This window comes from Lysinibacillus fusiformis (genome assembly GCF_016925635.1).
Taxonomy (GTDB): Bacteria; Bacillota; Bacilli; order Bacillales_A; family Planococcaceae; genus Lysinibacillus; species Lysinibacillus fusiformis_F.
Map to the genome: position 1 here is coordinate 742,159 of NZ_CP070490.1, position 15,076 is coordinate 757,234.

Sequence of the window (15,076 nt, forward strand, 5' to 3'; positions counted from 1 at the left end):
CTCTGCGATGATCAGCTAAATAAGGGTATACAAAGATCGGGCGTGCTTGGCAATTAGCGTGTAGCCACGCTCTTCTATTTCTTTAATAATATGTGGTTCATAGTTTGGTAACACAAGGCTCGTAAAATCGGCGTCAATTGGTACATTGGTTTGAATTGTTGCAAGCTCATGTGATAGCTGCAACATATCTAAATTATCTTTGATTTTTGTTCGTTGACCTGGCTTTAATTCACCAAGCGACTCTAGTATTTTGTCGATCGAGCCATATGTTTGAATAAGCGTTAACGCTTGTTTAGGGCCAATCCCTTTCACACCTGGGTAGCCATCACTTGAATCACCCATAAAGGCTTTCACCTGTGCAAACTGTGAAGGTTCAATACAATATTCTTCTTTAAAGCGAGCGTGTGTATATATATCGTATTCTGTATAGCCCTTTTTCATAAACGCAATTTCTGTAGATGGTCTTAAAAGCTGAAGTAAATCCTTATCACCACTAATGACCGTAATGTCTGCCTCGTCCTGCCATTTCGTAATCATGGAGCCAATTAAATCATCTGCCTCCATGCCCTTCACTCCGAAATTTTGCCAGCCAATTTGCTGTGATAAATTTTTCGCCATATCAAATTGTGGCAGCATTTCCTCTGGTGGGGCTGGGCGATTTGCTTTATAACCATCAAATAAATCATTGCGGAATGTATGTGCTCCCATATCCCAGCAAACAGCCATATGTGTAGGCTTCATGATTGATTGTGCTGTTAGAACATGTCGCACAAATCCTTGGGCTCCATTCGTTGGTGTTCCATCTGCCAAGCGAATAAAATGCCCCATAGCAGCCGAAGCGAAAAAAGAACGGAATAACAGTGCCATACCGTCAACAATCAATAATTTTGGTTTTGTTGTCATGAATAATTTCCTCTCTATTACAATACAAAGTTTGTATCTATTTAGTGTTGTCTACTTAAACATTATAGCAAACTTTCAATAATCAGCATTGTTAATACTCGGAAATACACTTACTCTACAACGTAACCTTCCCTTTTTTCGAGATACGATTGCGATGATCTAGTTGAATGCCAGTTAACCATTGTAAAAATGCCGTCACACCAATCTTAACGGTTTCTGGACGCAGTATCCCTTCTTTAGGATCAGCATAAACAAAATCAATATGACGAACACCCTCATTTTCACCAATAAGCTTAAGGATATCAAACAATTCATAAGCCGTTAAACCACCAGGTGAAGCTGCAGGAACATCACATGCAAATACAATATCAAGTGCATCTAAATCCACTGACACATAAATGCGATCTACTTCATACATAAGCTGACGCAACATTTCACGTATTGTGAGCTGAATACCATCTCGTCGCATTTGCTTTAACGTAATCATATGAATGCCTTGTTCTTTAGCATAATGGATCATTTCTGGTGAATTGAAAAATCCATGCAAGCCAACATTATAGACATGTCTCCCCTCTACAACCCCTGCGGCAATTAACTGATGAATTGGAGAATCTTGCGCTAAACCAATCTCCTCTTGGTTCCTTGCATCTAAATGCGTATCAATCTGAATAATGCCAATGCGATCCTGTGGGAAGGCGTTTTTTATCCCTTTTATGGAGTGCGCGGTAATAGTATGATCTCCACCAATCAAACAAGTAAAGCTTCTTTGAAAAGCTATACTTAAATTTTCCGCAGCAGCCTCGATGGCAGACTCCGAAAGCATTCTATCTTGTTCTAGAATCGCCACGTCCCCTAAATCCACAACCGAAAGCGCGCGTAAATTCACCTGCTCATCTAAATTATACGATTGAAAACCTGGCCAAGCCTTACGAAAGGCTGTTGGGTATTGCGCTTTTGACGACGCACCATTGGCATACGATAAAAGAGCGCCATATACAACAATATCCACCCCATTTGGGTTCGGATTTGTCTGCTGCTTTATCCACTGATGCATCGCTGATCCATTTTCCTGCTTCCATTGGCATTCTGACTGTATAAACATATTCATCTACCACCTTCTTTTCATTCAAGTTAAATTGACCTAAATCAATTGTTGCTCCCCTATAAATGTCCTAACATATTTTCTCTATAGTAATAGTACCATTCGTACAATGATTTTCGTCAAAGTTTTTCTTTTTTCCTCTTTTCTTGGAAATTTTCTTTTGATCCAACAAAAAAAGCAAACTTGAAATCAGTTTGCTCAGAAATTACATATATCTTTTGTTAGGAGATCGTGGCTTTTCTCCACTTTTGGAGTGGTGTTCACCCTGCTTTGATCACTTTGACACCTTATATGAGCGGGGTTCACCTTGCTTTGATCACTTTGACACTCTTTATGAGCGGGATTCAACCTGCTTTGATCACTTCGACACTCTTTATGAGCGGATTTCAAACTGCTTTGATCACTTTGACTCCCTTTTTGAGCGGGTTTTTACCTGCTTTGATTACTTTGACACTCTTTATGAACGGCATCCTCGCTTCTGTGATCACTTTGAAACCCTTTATGAGCGGAGTTCACCTTGCTTTGATCACTTCGACACTCTTTATGAGCGAGTTTCACCTTGCTTTGATCACTTTGACTCCCTTTTTGAGCGGGTTTTTACCTGCTTTGATTACTTTGACACTCTTTATGAACGGCATCCTCGCTTCTGTGATCACTTTGAAACCCTTTATGAGCGGAGTTCACCTTGCTTTGATCACTTCGACACTCTTTATGAGCGAGTTTCACCTTGCTTTGATCACTTTGACACTCTTTATGAGCAGCTTCCACCCTGCTTTGATCACTTCGACACTCTTTATGAGCGAGTTTCACCTTGCTTTGATCACTTTGACACTCTTTATGAGCGGGGTTCAACCTACTTTGATCACTTTGACACTCTTTATAAGCGGGATCCAACCTACTTTGATCACTTCAACACTCTTTATGAGCGTGATCCACCTTGCTGTGATCACTTCGAAACTCTTTATGAGCGGGGTTCAACCTGCTTTGATCACTTCAACACTCTTTATGAGCGGCATTCAACCTGCTTTGATCACTTCGACACTCTTTATGAGCGAGTTTCACCTTGCTTTGATCACTCCAACACTCTTTACGAGCGGCTTCCACCCTTCTGTGATCACTTCAACACTCTTTATGAGCAGCTTCTACTCTTTTACGAGCACTTAGCTCAGCTCTTTGACCAGAAATCACCCTTTATCAAGCAGGAAACTCCACCATTTCAACATCTCGCCTCTTTATTAGAACCTCTTGAATCGACTACTTCTGCTGTTTCGAAAGGTTTTCGCAAAGTTCTGCTACCTCATACATGGAATAGCTTTGAAAATCATGTTGGCTACGCAATTCTTCAAAATAACGTAATAGTTCTTCTAGCATCGCCAAATTTTTTTCAATATGCTTACCAAAATTATGAGGGTGCCACCATAAATGATAAAAAGCTTGTGCCTGTGCAGCCTTGAGCATGCCTTCCTTTATTCGCTTTACTTTTAAACTTTCGAATGCACGCAATGGACTACAATATGGCCTTAAAAAAGCACTTGATCGAATATTAATCAGTTGCTCCTCTTGCATTTCTTCCAGTGTGGCTATATGATGGCCAGTTATATTCCAATAGCTATCTAGCCACTTCTTTGCACCTAAAAGTCTTCCCTTTTTCGTAAACTTTTGAGCGTCATATAATGCATGATTTTCTGTACCTCTATAGCAAACATAGCCCGCTTCTAGACAAGCTGTTAAATAGTCTTTGTTTACTTGATTACGAGGAAAAACAATGGACTTCATAGGCGTAGTATAACCTTCACTGATTGTTTTGGTTGCGTGTAAATCTGCGCAAAAGGCAGCTTCTGTTTGGCCCTTTTCCAAGCAATAAAAATGAGAAAATGTATGACTTCCTATTTCCTGATGTGGTGTACGTTTAATTTCCTCAATTAAAGATTTACCAAAATGCAGGAGGTCCTCTTGTTCATTTTCGCCCACCTTTGCAAGCTGTGTATGTGCTGCAAAGCGCATGTTTTCATATTTCACAGGGATACCTCGTAAATAATGAGCCATTTCTGCCTTTGATTCAGCAAACAATAATCCGACGGTTGCCCAAGTTGCATGGATATCATATTGCTCAAATAGCGCTAGTATCCTGGGCAAGGCTTTACGTACACCATATAGGTTTTTATTGTATTGTCCATAACGAAATACATCATGGACACCCCAATTCAGCTCAAAATCTAATGAAATAACGAGACCCCCACCATTCATGTTGCTACTTCCTCCATTTTTGCACACCTAGTAATAGTGCACGTATTTTTGATTGGATAATGTAGCCTGAGTAAACATGAACAACCTGGCCACCAAAGCTCAATTTAAAGGCTCGTACATTTCGATTGTCCGTTAACTCGCCCATATCATATAAAACAAAACCGTGCTCCTTTAGGTGTAGCAGGTTATGCCAAATTAAAAAACGATTTGCATAACGGATCGGTCGTTTTAATGGAGCAGGCATAGCAGATGCATGACATGTTGCCTCGTAAAAGGACATCGCTTTTTTTTCATGCACAATATCTAGTCGATAACAAAGTGTTTGTCCGCAAACACTCTGGATCTCAGATAATAATAATGCGCCCTGTTCATTGAGGAGCAGGATGGTTTCCATTTGCGACTTACCAATTGCTTCAATCTTTTTTCTTTTTGCAAATTGATTGTAAAATTGCTGAAAGGCTCGCAAGTTTTCTATGGATGGCTCTTTATATAAAATGACTTGATAAGATTCCTTTTGGGCACGTCGTAGGATTTTGCGATTTCCTTCAGAAAGCGCTAAATACAATGAAAGCTCGTGTTCTTGCAAATCAATGTGAATCGTTTCGCTTTTCACAAGCTTCCGACTAGGCACTAGTGAATGCGTATAGCCTACAACTTTCATAGACTTTCGAACATTGGCTGGCTTTTCGAGAAAATAAAAATGATGCATTGCGATATTCCATCGCTTACTTTTAATGGACAGAATGTACATCGCCCCCACTCTCTGTATATTTTTCTACACGGTGTCGCTCAAAACGAGCGATTTTATAATGTTTCATTCGAGAAATAGGTTTATAGCCTAGCTGTACTAAGCGCTTCCGCTTGCGCCATTGCCAAAAACTTACCGTTACCCACAGTGTTTGTGATGGATTTATTTTTCTGAAGAAAGCTGTAATAATATCGATTTGTTTGAAAACATCATAGGCTAAAAAATAGGTTTGCTTTGGTAATGCTTCTACAATTTGCATTGAATCTACACGCCAATTTGTGGCATGTAATGCAAACGCTGGCTTATTCGTTTCCGCAAAGGAGTCTTTATAGATTGTATAGCCCTTATAAAAGAGGGCCATGACTTCTTCCTGATCAAGCTGCATCGCTTCCTGAATCGACATTTCTTCAAATAAGTTTCCGACAGGCTGCTGTGGTGATATGTCCTCTGATGGGGATAATTCATACAGCTCCACTTGTTTCAAACGAATAATTTTTTCTACGAATTGTTGTCCATATTCTAGCCAATCTTTTACCTTTCCATACTTTACTAAATAACGTAAATGACCTAGTGTGTTACGCTTCCACTCTACGACTCTTTGGTTCCCTTTCACATATTCCTTGAGTCGTTGCTTTAACGATAAAAAACCTGCCAGTAGATTTGTACGTTTCGTACCGCTGCTAGCAAGCATCTGTCTTGTAAAATCAATGTCCGAGCGCCAGTCAAATTTATATGGCTCGTAGCCTATGCTCATATCAAATAAGCGATAGTTAGCAGCAAACGTTCGCTGAATGGTTTTCTGATTGACTATCCGTCCAGCACCAAATAAATTAAATGTTGGTTCATGTGCAAGTGCATACGTTACATAGCGGCCTCGACAGCAAAGTCCATAGGTGAAAGCAATCCACTGGTTTTCAAAGACAAGTGCATCGACCTCCACCTGTAATGCCTCACCTTTAAGCATCGTTAAACGCTCAAAAAAATCTCTTTTCCTCCCCTTTGTAAAGCCACTTGTATCCAGCTTTTTTGCCCATCGTCGATCAAATAACCGAAACATTTGCCAAAGCTCGTCTTGTGAAGGCACACGTCTTGCTAAGGAGCCTAAATTTCTTAGTTTTCGTTCCCGTCGATCAACGCCATGCATTTTGCGGCGTTGATTGAAATGGTGCTGAAAATCTATTTCTGAAAAAGCGAGATAAGGTGTCACAACACGGAAAATACTTGTACGTAATTGTCTTTCTACAAAGTATTGCTCTAGGGTCTTAGTAGACTGTTTACTTTCTAATAAACCATGCAAGGAAAAAATAATATGCCGATGCTTTTTAATAAGCTCATCGAATACAAAGGTTGTTACTTGCTGTAACCATTCCTTTTTAGTCACAATCCCTGTATAATTGGCGATGTTTTCTCCTGCAAAAGCATACACTCTAATCCCCCACCGAATTGACACTGTAAAGGGGAAAAAAGCCATAATCGTCCCCTCATGTTCAATGGCATAAAGCTCTACACGCTCTTTCCGTCCTACAATTTGCCACCAATTATAAAACCAAGCAAATTCTATAAATGGATTATCATTGTCCTCTTCTTCTAAAATGGCATCCCAAATTTCCTTGTACCACATAAGCTCATCATCAGTTCTAATGCGAATTAATTGCAATTTAATCCCCTTTCTTCACTAGTTCTGAAACAGCCTGTTGATAAACCGTTAATGTTTTTTGATACATAGGGATAAAGGTGAAATACTGTAAATAACGGTGTTCACTTGCAGTCCCCATTTGCTCTCTTAAAGTGGTATCCATTAACAGTTGATGCAGTCTCTTCTTCAATAATTCGTTATCCTCTCGCTCCACTAAAAATCCATTGTCATGATCAACAATGAGCTCTTTCACACCACCTACATTAGTTGCAATAATAGGAAGACCTACACGCATCGCTTCAATAATCGAAATCGGCAAGCCTTCCCAATCTGATAACAGAACAAACAAGTGGCATTTCTCAAGATAAGAATGAACGTCTAATTGATTGCCTAAAAATGTTACACGATCTGATAAACCATTCTGTTCAACGAAGTATTCTAGAACTGGGCGCAGGGAACCATCCCCAATCAATTGAAGGTGCCAAGGGATCTCTGTCAGTTCCGCTAAAGTCTTTAGTAAAATATCCTGTCTTTTAGGCACTTCAAAACGAGCAACCATGACAATGACTGGCTGCTCCATGCATATCTTTTCAGTTGTTTCATTTCTCTCTATTGATTCAATGCCATTATGAATGGTCAGTAATTTATGAGCAGGAGCAACCTTCTTCAGTAGTGCCAGTTCCCGATCATATTCAGACACCGTAATAATTTTTGTCGTGAATGGCTGAATTGATTTTTCCATCCGGTGATAGAACAGCTTTTTCTTTTGAGGAACACCTTCTGTAAAGCTCCAACTGTGTGCCGTAAAAATAGTTGGAATTCGTAATAAACTACCAACTACTCGACCAATCACACCAGCCTTGGATGAATGGGTGGCTATAACGTCTGGTTGTAGACGTTTGAAAACGGCTCTTAATTGCCAAAATGTTTGAAAATCTTTCGCTATATGAATAGCCCGTTGAAGAGCAGGTATACTGATAACAGGAATTTTATGCTCTTGTAAGTGCCATAGTGATGGTTGATAGGAGCCCGTCACTACTGTGACATCATGCCCATCCTGTTTTAAATGGATAGCAAGTGCCTCCACATGCTTTTGCGCACCTCCAACTTTATCCATTCGTGTAATAAGCTGAACGATTTTCAGTATTGCCACTCCTTATTTTTTAGTAAGCACCTGTGCGTGCAACTACAACATAAATTGTCTTCAACAAAATTTGGACATCCAACCAAAAGGAATAATGGTCAACGTATTCAATGTCATATGATATTTTTTGTCCATGTGAAATATTCGACCTACCGTTAATTTGAGCTAGACCTGTTAAGCCTGGCTTTACCTCCAAACGCCGAACCTGTAAGGAATTATATGCATTCGTGATCGCTGGAACCTCAGGACGTGGACCTACAATGCTCATATCACCCTTTAACACATTTAAAAGTTGTGGAATTTCATCAATACTGAGCTTTCGAAGGATAGCGCCTACTTTTGTGATGCGTGTATCTTGCTCTGTTTTAAAATAATAATCATCAGGTATACCGTTGGCACAAAGAGAAGGCATATTTACCGGGACTGCCTGGATACACATTGTTCGGAGCTTCCAAATCACAAAGCGGTGATGATCGTGGCCAGTTCGTATTTGTTTGAAGAAAATGGGGCGACCTGTTGTTATGAGTAAAATGAGGAATACTGCTAGCATTAGAGGAATCGTCATAAAAAGTAAAAATAATGCCCCAACAATATCAAATATTCTTTTGCCGTACTGACCATAGAATGTGAGATTCTGAGCTGTCTGAACGTGCAATACATCATCCTTTGCATTTTTTTAGCACTTAACTCTATATATTCATTTTGAACATTTCTAGAACTATTTTAGAAAAAGTGCTTATTTTATGAAAAAAAGAGTTATATCAGCGACACTTGCTGAATAACTCCTGTTGTCTTATTATATGCTTGCTTCCAAAATTTGAACATCACATTCAATCACAACATTTCCTTTTAATGCTTTACTAATCATACAAGTTTGTTCCGCCTTTTGTGCTAAGCGTATCATTCTTTTTTCAAGTTGTTCTGTTAGCTCTTGCACAGTAATAATCGGCCTATGCACAATTTTTTCATATGTAAAAACGCCATTTTCTACACTGACAAATCCGTGTGCCTCCATAGATAATTCCGCCACATCTATTTCTGACCTTTCGAGTAGAGCAGCTAATGTAATTAAATAACAAGTTGCGGCTGCACCTAAAAGCATTTCATCTGGATTTGTACCAATGCCAGGCCCATTCATTTCCCGAGGAATAGAAATTTGTGTTTGCAGATTACTTGCTTTAATGTTTCCTGTACCATTTCTTCCCTCAGACCAAGTTAAGTCCATTGTGAATTTATGCTGAACCATTCTAGATCCTCCTTTATTTGTGTAGCTAAGAAAAATGCTCGCTTACAAACGTAAGGCGAGCATTCCTTTTATTCAACTGTTACTGTATTTTTTTCTGTCTCATTATGGCGACCTTTTTTGGTCACAGTCTGGTACTCAGCAAGGCGAGCCGTTGTACGCCAATAGTGATAGACAAGACGATCAATCCACAGCAAAGCCTCCACTTTCGATACGGCTGTCTCTAACTCTACCACATTCTCAACAGTATGCTCAAAATATGCGTTTCGTTTATCGCGTCGCACGGCAGCCATTTCAGAGGAAGTAACCTCAAGCAAGGTTGCTATCTCAGGTAGGCGTTCATCCTCATCGATGATTAGTAGTACTTTTTCCAATACCTCTAGCCACTTTTGAGTTAATGTCTCCTGTAACTGAAAGGCATTAGGATGTTGTTCGCGTAATGCCTTTGACAAACGATAGAGGTGGTCTAAAGCATGTAAAAGGGCTATATGTTTATAACGTTCCTTTTGTGAGGAAGATTGGATAGCATCCATAAATAAACGTGTTTTTTCAATCGCCTCATCCATTTGAGCCAATCTACTGTCTGTTTCAGCTGTGCGTTTTTTCCCTTGAATAAGAGAAACAAGTACAGTCGTCATTTCCTTGGTAATATCTTGTAATGTATTAAAGGATACCTCCACAGCAACCCCAGGTAATTTGGCAACACTACTATCTAAATTACGTGTTAAATGATTGCCTTTTTCAGGAATCATTTTTTCAATGGCCTTTGCAAAAGGACGGACAAATGGTACAAAAAGTATCGCGCCAATCACACTAAATAATGTATGGAAAACAGCAATGCCCAGTGTTTCATCAAAGCTACCATTGATGGATTTTGTGACGAGTTCTGTAAGAGCAAACATAAACGTTGCACCAAATGTCACTAGTATAGCAGTGACTACATTGAACATTACATGGGTCACAGCTGTTCGCTTAGCAGCTGTTGATGCACCAATCGCTGCAAATAATGCTGTAGCAGTCGTCCCAATATTTTGACCAATGACTAAATAAGCAGCCTGTTCAAAATCAATGGCACCTGCATATAAGGCTGTTAAAGTGGCTGCTATTGCAGCACTAGAAGCCTGCATAATAACGGTCATGATAAGACCCAAAACAATTAAAATTAGTTTTCCACTAATAGTATTTGCACTAAATGCATCGAATGGGATTTTATCTTGTACAGCTGCCATTCCTCCCTGAAGAACATCAATGCCTAAAAATAATAAACCAAAACCAGTAACTAGCCCTCCAATTGCTTTGTAATCTCGTGGTGCGAGCAATTGTACAAATACACCAAGTGCAATAAAAGGCAGTGACATTGTCTGCATATTTATTTTGAAGCCGATTAATGAAATAATCCAGCCAGTACTTGTACTCCCGATATTCGCACCAATAATGACACCAATCGATTGGACAAACGTGAGGAGTCCCGCACTGACAAAACCAATCGTAATCAGGGTTGTGGCCGTGGAGGATTGTACAATCATTGTCATGAATGTACCCGATAAGACCGAGCTAATGGTTCCACCTGTAAAACGATTGAGCCATTTTTTTAAGGCATCCCCTGCCAATTCCTTTAAACCGTTCGTTAGCATCGTCATTCCAAGTAAAAATAAACCGATGCCCCCAAGCACATTGATCAACCTATCAACACTCCCTACTAAAATTGTATCTATTTATGAACGACTCCCTTTTTAAAGGAGTTTTATTCCTCAAACATTCTTAATAGTACCATTATTAAATTTGAGAAAATAGGGATATTTCCCTGCATTGTACAAAATCAACCATTATTTTACGAAAAACAATGTCATAATTTTTATGGTAGAATAGAATAAATAATTCTTTAGGAGATTTTCAAAATGATTTTAACAAAGCAAGAAGCAATGCAGGCACTTAAAAAGAACAAGTTCATCGGTTTTACTATTACAACAGGCAATATTATTATGAAAAAGATTAATAAAACCGAATATAATATTTTTGTTTTTGAAGAAGAAAGAGAGAAACCATTACGTTATGTAGGCTCTATCATGAACGTTATGGCGACAATGAGCGATAAAGCTTCCAAGAAAGATTTTGTGATTGTTGAACAACTACCAGCAAGAAACAGTGCTGAAGAAACTCAATCTTCTGAACAGGAAGACATGACAGAAGAAAAAGTAGCGCCAATCGAAGAAAAACCTTTAGTTGAAGGTCAAGAAGAAAGCCGTGCGATTGCTGGCTATGAAGGGTTATATGAAATGACGATGAGTGGTCGAATTATTACGGTACGCGAAAACCGCCCATTGGCTCGTTGTAATGATGAATATGGCTTCCATATTGCACGACTAACAAAGGACGGCAAAGCATCTAGCCATAATGTTTTTGAACTTTGGAAACAGACATTCCCAGAGCTGGAGCATACTCTTTTCAAAGGTGCTTTAAAAGCTAAGTATGGTACAGGCTGTAAGCTAATCGATAAACCTGGTATCCATTTTTAATGGAACACCCTCAGCGAAAAAAAGCTGAGGGTGTTGTTGTTTAGACATGATATATTTTTTGCCATTTGAAAATCTTTATTATGTTGATTTTGGCTACTTTATGGAAACCTGCCTGTACGAGCTTTCGCCGTCTGCTTCTATCATACCATGGGGCTATTGTACAAACTGCCCTCCCTTCACGTTGCACTTCAGTAACAATCTCAACTAGTCGCTGGCTGTCATATTCTTTTATAAACGACATATTATCTGACAGCTCATAGGAATAGTCAACCGTTTCTTCCGTTGCCGTTTTATCGTGTCTCTTGTATATGACTTGATCGCCATCTGCAAAGGGTCGATACCCCTTATAGAGGTCTGCAACATTGTTCGCTCGCTCTTTCATCGTCATGATATCCTTCATTGGTAATTCTTGAAATCTCACTTTTTCGCTATCTTGTTTTTGCTCTGCAATATAAACATCTAAAATATGAACCGATAGTATTCGTTGGAACATTTTCGTAACAGCTCTTAGCCAGTCTTTTGTATTTGCATGCTTCAAAAAATAACGCAGTTCTCCTAATCTGTCTCGCTTCAGTTTCACTAGCTGATGATTATTCGTTAATAGCCCTTTTAGCCGATCACGTATGACCATCCATAATCGAATATTACGCTCTTTAATTCCTTTTGTACTCATGACAAATTTTCTAGTGAAATCAATATGTGTATACCATTCAAACTTATATGGCTCATAGCCACTTCCTAAGTCATAATAACGATAGCCAGATTGATGTGCTTTTAGCATGTTTTCCTTTTCAATAAGGCGCCCTGGGCCAAATAGGTTAAAATCAGGCTCATGGCCCATTGCCTGGCAAAAATTACGCTCTCTACAGCATAGGTCAATTGTAAAAGCAATCCACTGCCTTTCAAATTGTAAGCTATCGACTTCTACCCGAAGCACCTTGCTGTTGGTTTTAGCTAGCCGCTCATAAAATAGACGTGTTTGCTTTTCTGTAAAGCCACTTTTATCAATTTTCTTTTGCCATCTTCTTGTGAACAACGTAAACATGTCTTGTAGATAATTGGGATTTACTTCCTGAAAGACGACATGACCAAGTGACTTTAATTTGTTTTCACGTCGTTTAAGGCTTTTGAATTTCTTGCGATGCTTCTGTAGAAATGTATCTATTGTAATGGATTGAAAATCGATATAGGATGTGACAGTCCGAAAAATCGAATGGGGCATCTGATATTCGATCGCATACTTCTCTAATTCTTGAGAGGTTTTCTTACTTTCTACTAAACCATGTAACACGATTAAATAACGCTTATATTTTCGCGAAAACTCCTTCAATAGAAACGTAATGGAATGTTCCAGCCACTCCTTGTCAGCGATCACTTCCATATAGGTCGCAAAACCTTGTCCTAAAAAGCTAAAATAATGGATTGTACCAAATCGTATACAATGCACTAACGGAAAAAAAGCCACTGCCACACCCTGATGTTCCACTATGTAAATCTCTACATTTTCCTGAACCCCAAGCGTTGCCCACCAAGTTGAAATCCATTCGTACTCAATAAAAGGATTATTATTGTGCTCTTTTTCAAGTATCCCTGACCAAGTACTTCTATAGGGCTCTAACTCTTCGATAGTCGTGATGAGTTTATAAGCTAGCAATGTACTAAATCGCTCCTTTTTCCGTTATCATCCATACATTTAGTAGCCACTATATTCCTAGCAAGAAAGTATTAGAACATTACACCAACGTAAAAACCCCTCCTCATTAGAAAGGAAGGGTTATGTCTCATTTATACGTTTACAAGTGATACCTCACCTTTTGTCACTGCATTGGCCATATGTGCTGTCGCTACATAGCTTAATGTCATACCAGGTCCAATGGTTGCGCCTGGGCCAGGATACGTCTCTCCCATGATAGACGCTGAACAATTGCCTGAAGCATACAATCCTTCAATGGGTTGACCATCCTCCTTTATCACACGAGCATATTCGTCCACTACGAGGCCTCCTTTTGTGCCAATATCTCCAGGATAAAGACGCAATGCATAGAATGGCGCTTTCTTGATTTCTGCTAAATTTGGATTTGGTAGTGTCGGGTCCCCGTAGTAATTATCATAGGCACTATCTCCTCGATAAAAATCATCATCATGTCCGTTCCTCGCAAAGTCATTAAAACGATTCACCGTCGCTACTAGACTCTCCGCTGGCACATCCATTTGTCTAGCAAGCTCTTCAATCGTTTCCGCACTTTTTGCGACTCCATGCTCAAACCAACTTTTAGGGAAGGCTTGTCCAGGGAACAGTCCTGTAAAAATATAACGGTTTTTAGCAGAGGCATCAATCAGTATCCAGGAAGGAACCGCCTGTTTGGTTGCCTCTTGATGCTTATACATCGTATCCACAAATTCATGATATGGTGCCGCTTCATTGACAAAACGCAGTCCTGTACTATCCACCACCATCATATTTGGTACACCGCGATCTGCCACAAGGAAGAATGGATGTCCTTGTGGATCAATAACAGAAGGTGCTCCCCACACTTTATCCATTAAATCCAACGTAGCACCAATTTTTACACCAGGTTCAATGATGTCACCTGTTTGCCCTTCTGGTGAAGAAGTCCATGCAGCTTTCGTTGGACTTGGTAAATATTTTTCTCGGAGGGTCTGATTATGTGAAAAACCACCTGAAGAAAGAACAACACCTTTCTTTGCCTCAATTTTCAGCTCTTGCCCATCTCGTTCCACAATAATTCCATTCACTCGCTCCTTGTCCATAATGAAATCTTTAAAGGCAGTTGATAGCCAAAGCTCACCATTTGCTTCTGCAAGAGAGAGTCGTAAACGAGCAACTAAAGCTTCTCCTAATGCGACTGGGTCACTCTTAGTCACCTTTGACTTTACTAAACGCGCTCCTAATTTCAGGGCAGTTGTTTTTCCTTTTAACGTCCGAGTAATCATGTTCACCTTATGAAACTCGTAGCTATTCATCGTGAATCCTTTTGTTGATAGAGTTGCTCGACGCATAGAATTTGCTAAAGAACCCATTTTCGTTAAATCGAAAATAAGTGGTTCAATGGAGCGTCCTTGTGACAAGCCACCTGTTTTTTCTGGATAATAATCCGAGTAGCCTTTTGCATACTGGAACCGCATATGCTTTGTTTTATTGTATAAAAAGCGTAACATTTCAGGTCCTCTCGTAATATAAGCTTCCTTTAACGCTTCTGGCACACGATCACCGATTGTTGAATCTAGATATTGGCGTGCAAGTTCATGTGTATCTGGGACACCTGCACCTTTAATGACATGATTATTAGGAATCCATAAGGCACCGCCTGAAATAGCAGAAGCACCACCATAGCGATCTGTTTTTTCAATCACTAATGATTTCATTCCTTGTAACTTTGCTGTTAAACCTGCTGTCAATCCCGCTGCACCAGAGCCTACTACCACTACATCATAACTTGCATCCCATTTCATTCAACCATTCCTCCTTATATGAGCTAAATCGATGAATCTGGCCTTTCTATTAAAAAGCATAGA

The 15,076-nt window shown here is 39.6% G+C and carries 13 protein-coding genes; 2 read left to right on the top strand and 11 right to left on the bottom strand.

The window, feature by feature from the left end; genetic code table 11:
* Positions 1-15: 15 nt before the first annotated feature.
* A complete protein-coding gene (locus JTI58_RS03765; RefSeq protein WP_205445312.1) occupies positions 16-903 on the bottom strand; it encodes a 5'-3' exonuclease in 888 nt (295 codons plus the stop codon).
* A 115-nt stretch (positions 904-1,018) separates the two neighbouring features.
* Positions 1,019-2,005 carry an agmatinase family protein gene (locus tag JTI58_RS03770; protein WP_243456304.1) on the bottom strand — a complete coding sequence of 329 codons (987 nt, stop codon included), beginning with the start codon at positions 2,003-2,005 and terminating at the stop codon, positions 1,019-1,021.
* Between the two features lie 270 nt (positions 2,006-2,275).
* Here JTI58_RS03770 and JTI58_RS03775 point away from each other — a divergent pair, with 270 nt between their 5' ends.
* Positions 2,276-3,169 carry a hypothetical protein gene (locus JTI58_RS03775; protein WP_205445314.1) on the top strand — a complete coding sequence of 298 codons (894 nt, stop codon included), beginning with the start codon at positions 2,276-2,278 and terminating at the stop codon, positions 3,167-3,169.
* 90 nt (positions 3,170-3,259) lie between these two features.
* Here the strand turns inward: JTI58_RS03775 and JTI58_RS03780 are convergent, their stop codons facing one another.
* The 7 genes from JTI58_RS03780 to JTI58_RS03810 form a co-directional block, all read right to left on the bottom strand.
* Positions 3,260-4,252 carry a polysaccharide deacetylase family protein gene (locus tag JTI58_RS03780; RefSeq protein WP_205445315.1) on the bottom strand — a complete coding sequence of 331 codons (993 nt, stop codon included), beginning with the start codon at positions 4,250-4,252 and terminating at the stop codon, positions 3,260-3,262.
* 4 nt (positions 4,253-4,256) lie between these two features.
* On the bottom strand, positions 4,257-5,003 hold the full coding sequence (locus JTI58_RS03785; RefSeq protein WP_243456306.1) for a hypothetical protein: 747 nt from the start codon (positions 5,001-5,003) through the stop codon (positions 4,257-4,259).
* Positions 4,984-6,657, bottom strand: coding sequence for a GNAT family N-acetyltransferase (locus tag JTI58_RS03790; RefSeq protein ID WP_205445317.1), 1,674 nt, complete (start codon positions 6,655-6,657; stop codon positions 4,984-4,986). Before JTI58_RS03790 ends, JTI58_RS03785 begins: the two co-directional genes overlap by 20 nt.
* A 1-nt stretch (position 6,658) precedes the next feature.
* Positions 6,659-7,789, bottom strand: coding sequence for a glycosyltransferase family 4 protein (locus tag JTI58_RS03795; protein WP_205445319.1), 1,131 nt, complete (start codon positions 7,787-7,789; stop codon positions 6,659-6,661).
* A gap of 10 nt (positions 7,790-7,799) precedes the next feature.
* Positions 7,800-8,435 carry a sugar transferase gene (locus JTI58_RS03800; RefSeq protein WP_205445321.1) on the bottom strand — a complete coding sequence of 212 codons (636 nt, stop codon included), beginning with the start codon at positions 8,433-8,435 and terminating at the stop codon, positions 7,800-7,802.
* Positions 8,436-8,576: 141 nt separating this feature from the next.
* Entirely contained in the window at positions 8,577-9,026 is a 450-nt protein-coding gene (locus JTI58_RS03805; RefSeq protein WP_205445323.1) for an SACOL1771 family peroxiredoxin, read from the bottom strand.
* 68 nt (positions 9,027-9,094) lie between these two features.
* Positions 9,095-10,696, bottom strand: coding sequence for a Na/Pi cotransporter family protein (locus tag JTI58_RS03810; protein ID WP_243456399.1), 1,602 nt, complete (start codon positions 10,694-10,696; stop codon positions 9,095-9,097).
* A 225-nt stretch (positions 10,697-10,921) separates the two neighbouring features.
* On the opposite strand from JTI58_RS03810, the gene JTI58_RS03815 reads away from it, so the two are divergent.
* Entirely contained in the window at positions 10,922-11,539 is a 618-nt protein-coding gene (locus JTI58_RS03815; protein ID WP_205445326.1) for a 3-ketosteroid-delta-1-dehydrogenase, read from the top strand.
* Between the two features lie 40 nt (positions 11,540-11,579).
* Here JTI58_RS03815 and JTI58_RS03820 read toward each other — a convergent pair whose 3' ends face one another.
* Positions 11,580-13,193 carry a GNAT family N-acetyltransferase gene (locus tag JTI58_RS03820; RefSeq protein WP_205445328.1) on the bottom strand — a complete coding sequence of 538 codons (1,614 nt, stop codon included), beginning with the start codon at positions 13,191-13,193 and terminating at the stop codon, positions 11,580-11,582.
* 131 nt (positions 13,194-13,324) lie between these two features.
* Positions 13,325-15,013 (bottom strand): FAD-dependent oxidoreductase, encoded by a 1,689-nt coding sequence (locus JTI58_RS03825; protein ID WP_205445329.1) that lies wholly within the window; start codon positions 15,011-15,013, stop codon positions 13,325-13,327.
* Positions 15,014-15,076: the final 63 nt, after the last annotated feature.

Excerpts from the sequence above, each read along its gene's own strand:
- JTI58_RS03765 (WP_205445312.1), bottom strand. The coding sequence starts at position 903 with ATGACAACAAAACCAAAATTATTGATTGTTGACGGTATGGCACTGTTA.
- JTI58_RS03770 (WP_243456304.1), bottom strand. The coding sequence starts at position 2,005 with ATGTTTATACAGTCAGAATGCCAATGGAAGCAGGAAAATGGATCAGCG.
- JTI58_RS03780 (WP_205445315.1), bottom strand. The coding sequence starts at position 4,252 with ATGAATGGTGGGGGTCTCGTTATTTCATTAGATTTTGAGCTGAATTGG.
- JTI58_RS03785 (WP_243456306.1), bottom strand. The coding sequence starts at position 5,003 with ATGTACATTCTGTCCATTAAAAGTAAGCGATGGAATATCGCAATGCAT.
- JTI58_RS03805 (WP_205445323.1), bottom strand. The coding sequence starts at position 9,026 with ATGGTTCAGCATAAATTCACAATGGACTTAACTTGGTCTGAGGGAAGA.
- JTI58_RS03815 (WP_205445326.1), top strand. The coding sequence starts at position 10,922 with ATGATTTTAACAAAGCAAGAAGCAATGCAGGCACTTAAAAAGAACAAG.
- JTI58_RS03825 (WP_205445329.1), bottom strand. The coding sequence starts at position 15,013 with ATGAAATGGGATGCAAGTTATGATGTAGTGGTAGTAGGCTCTGGTGCA.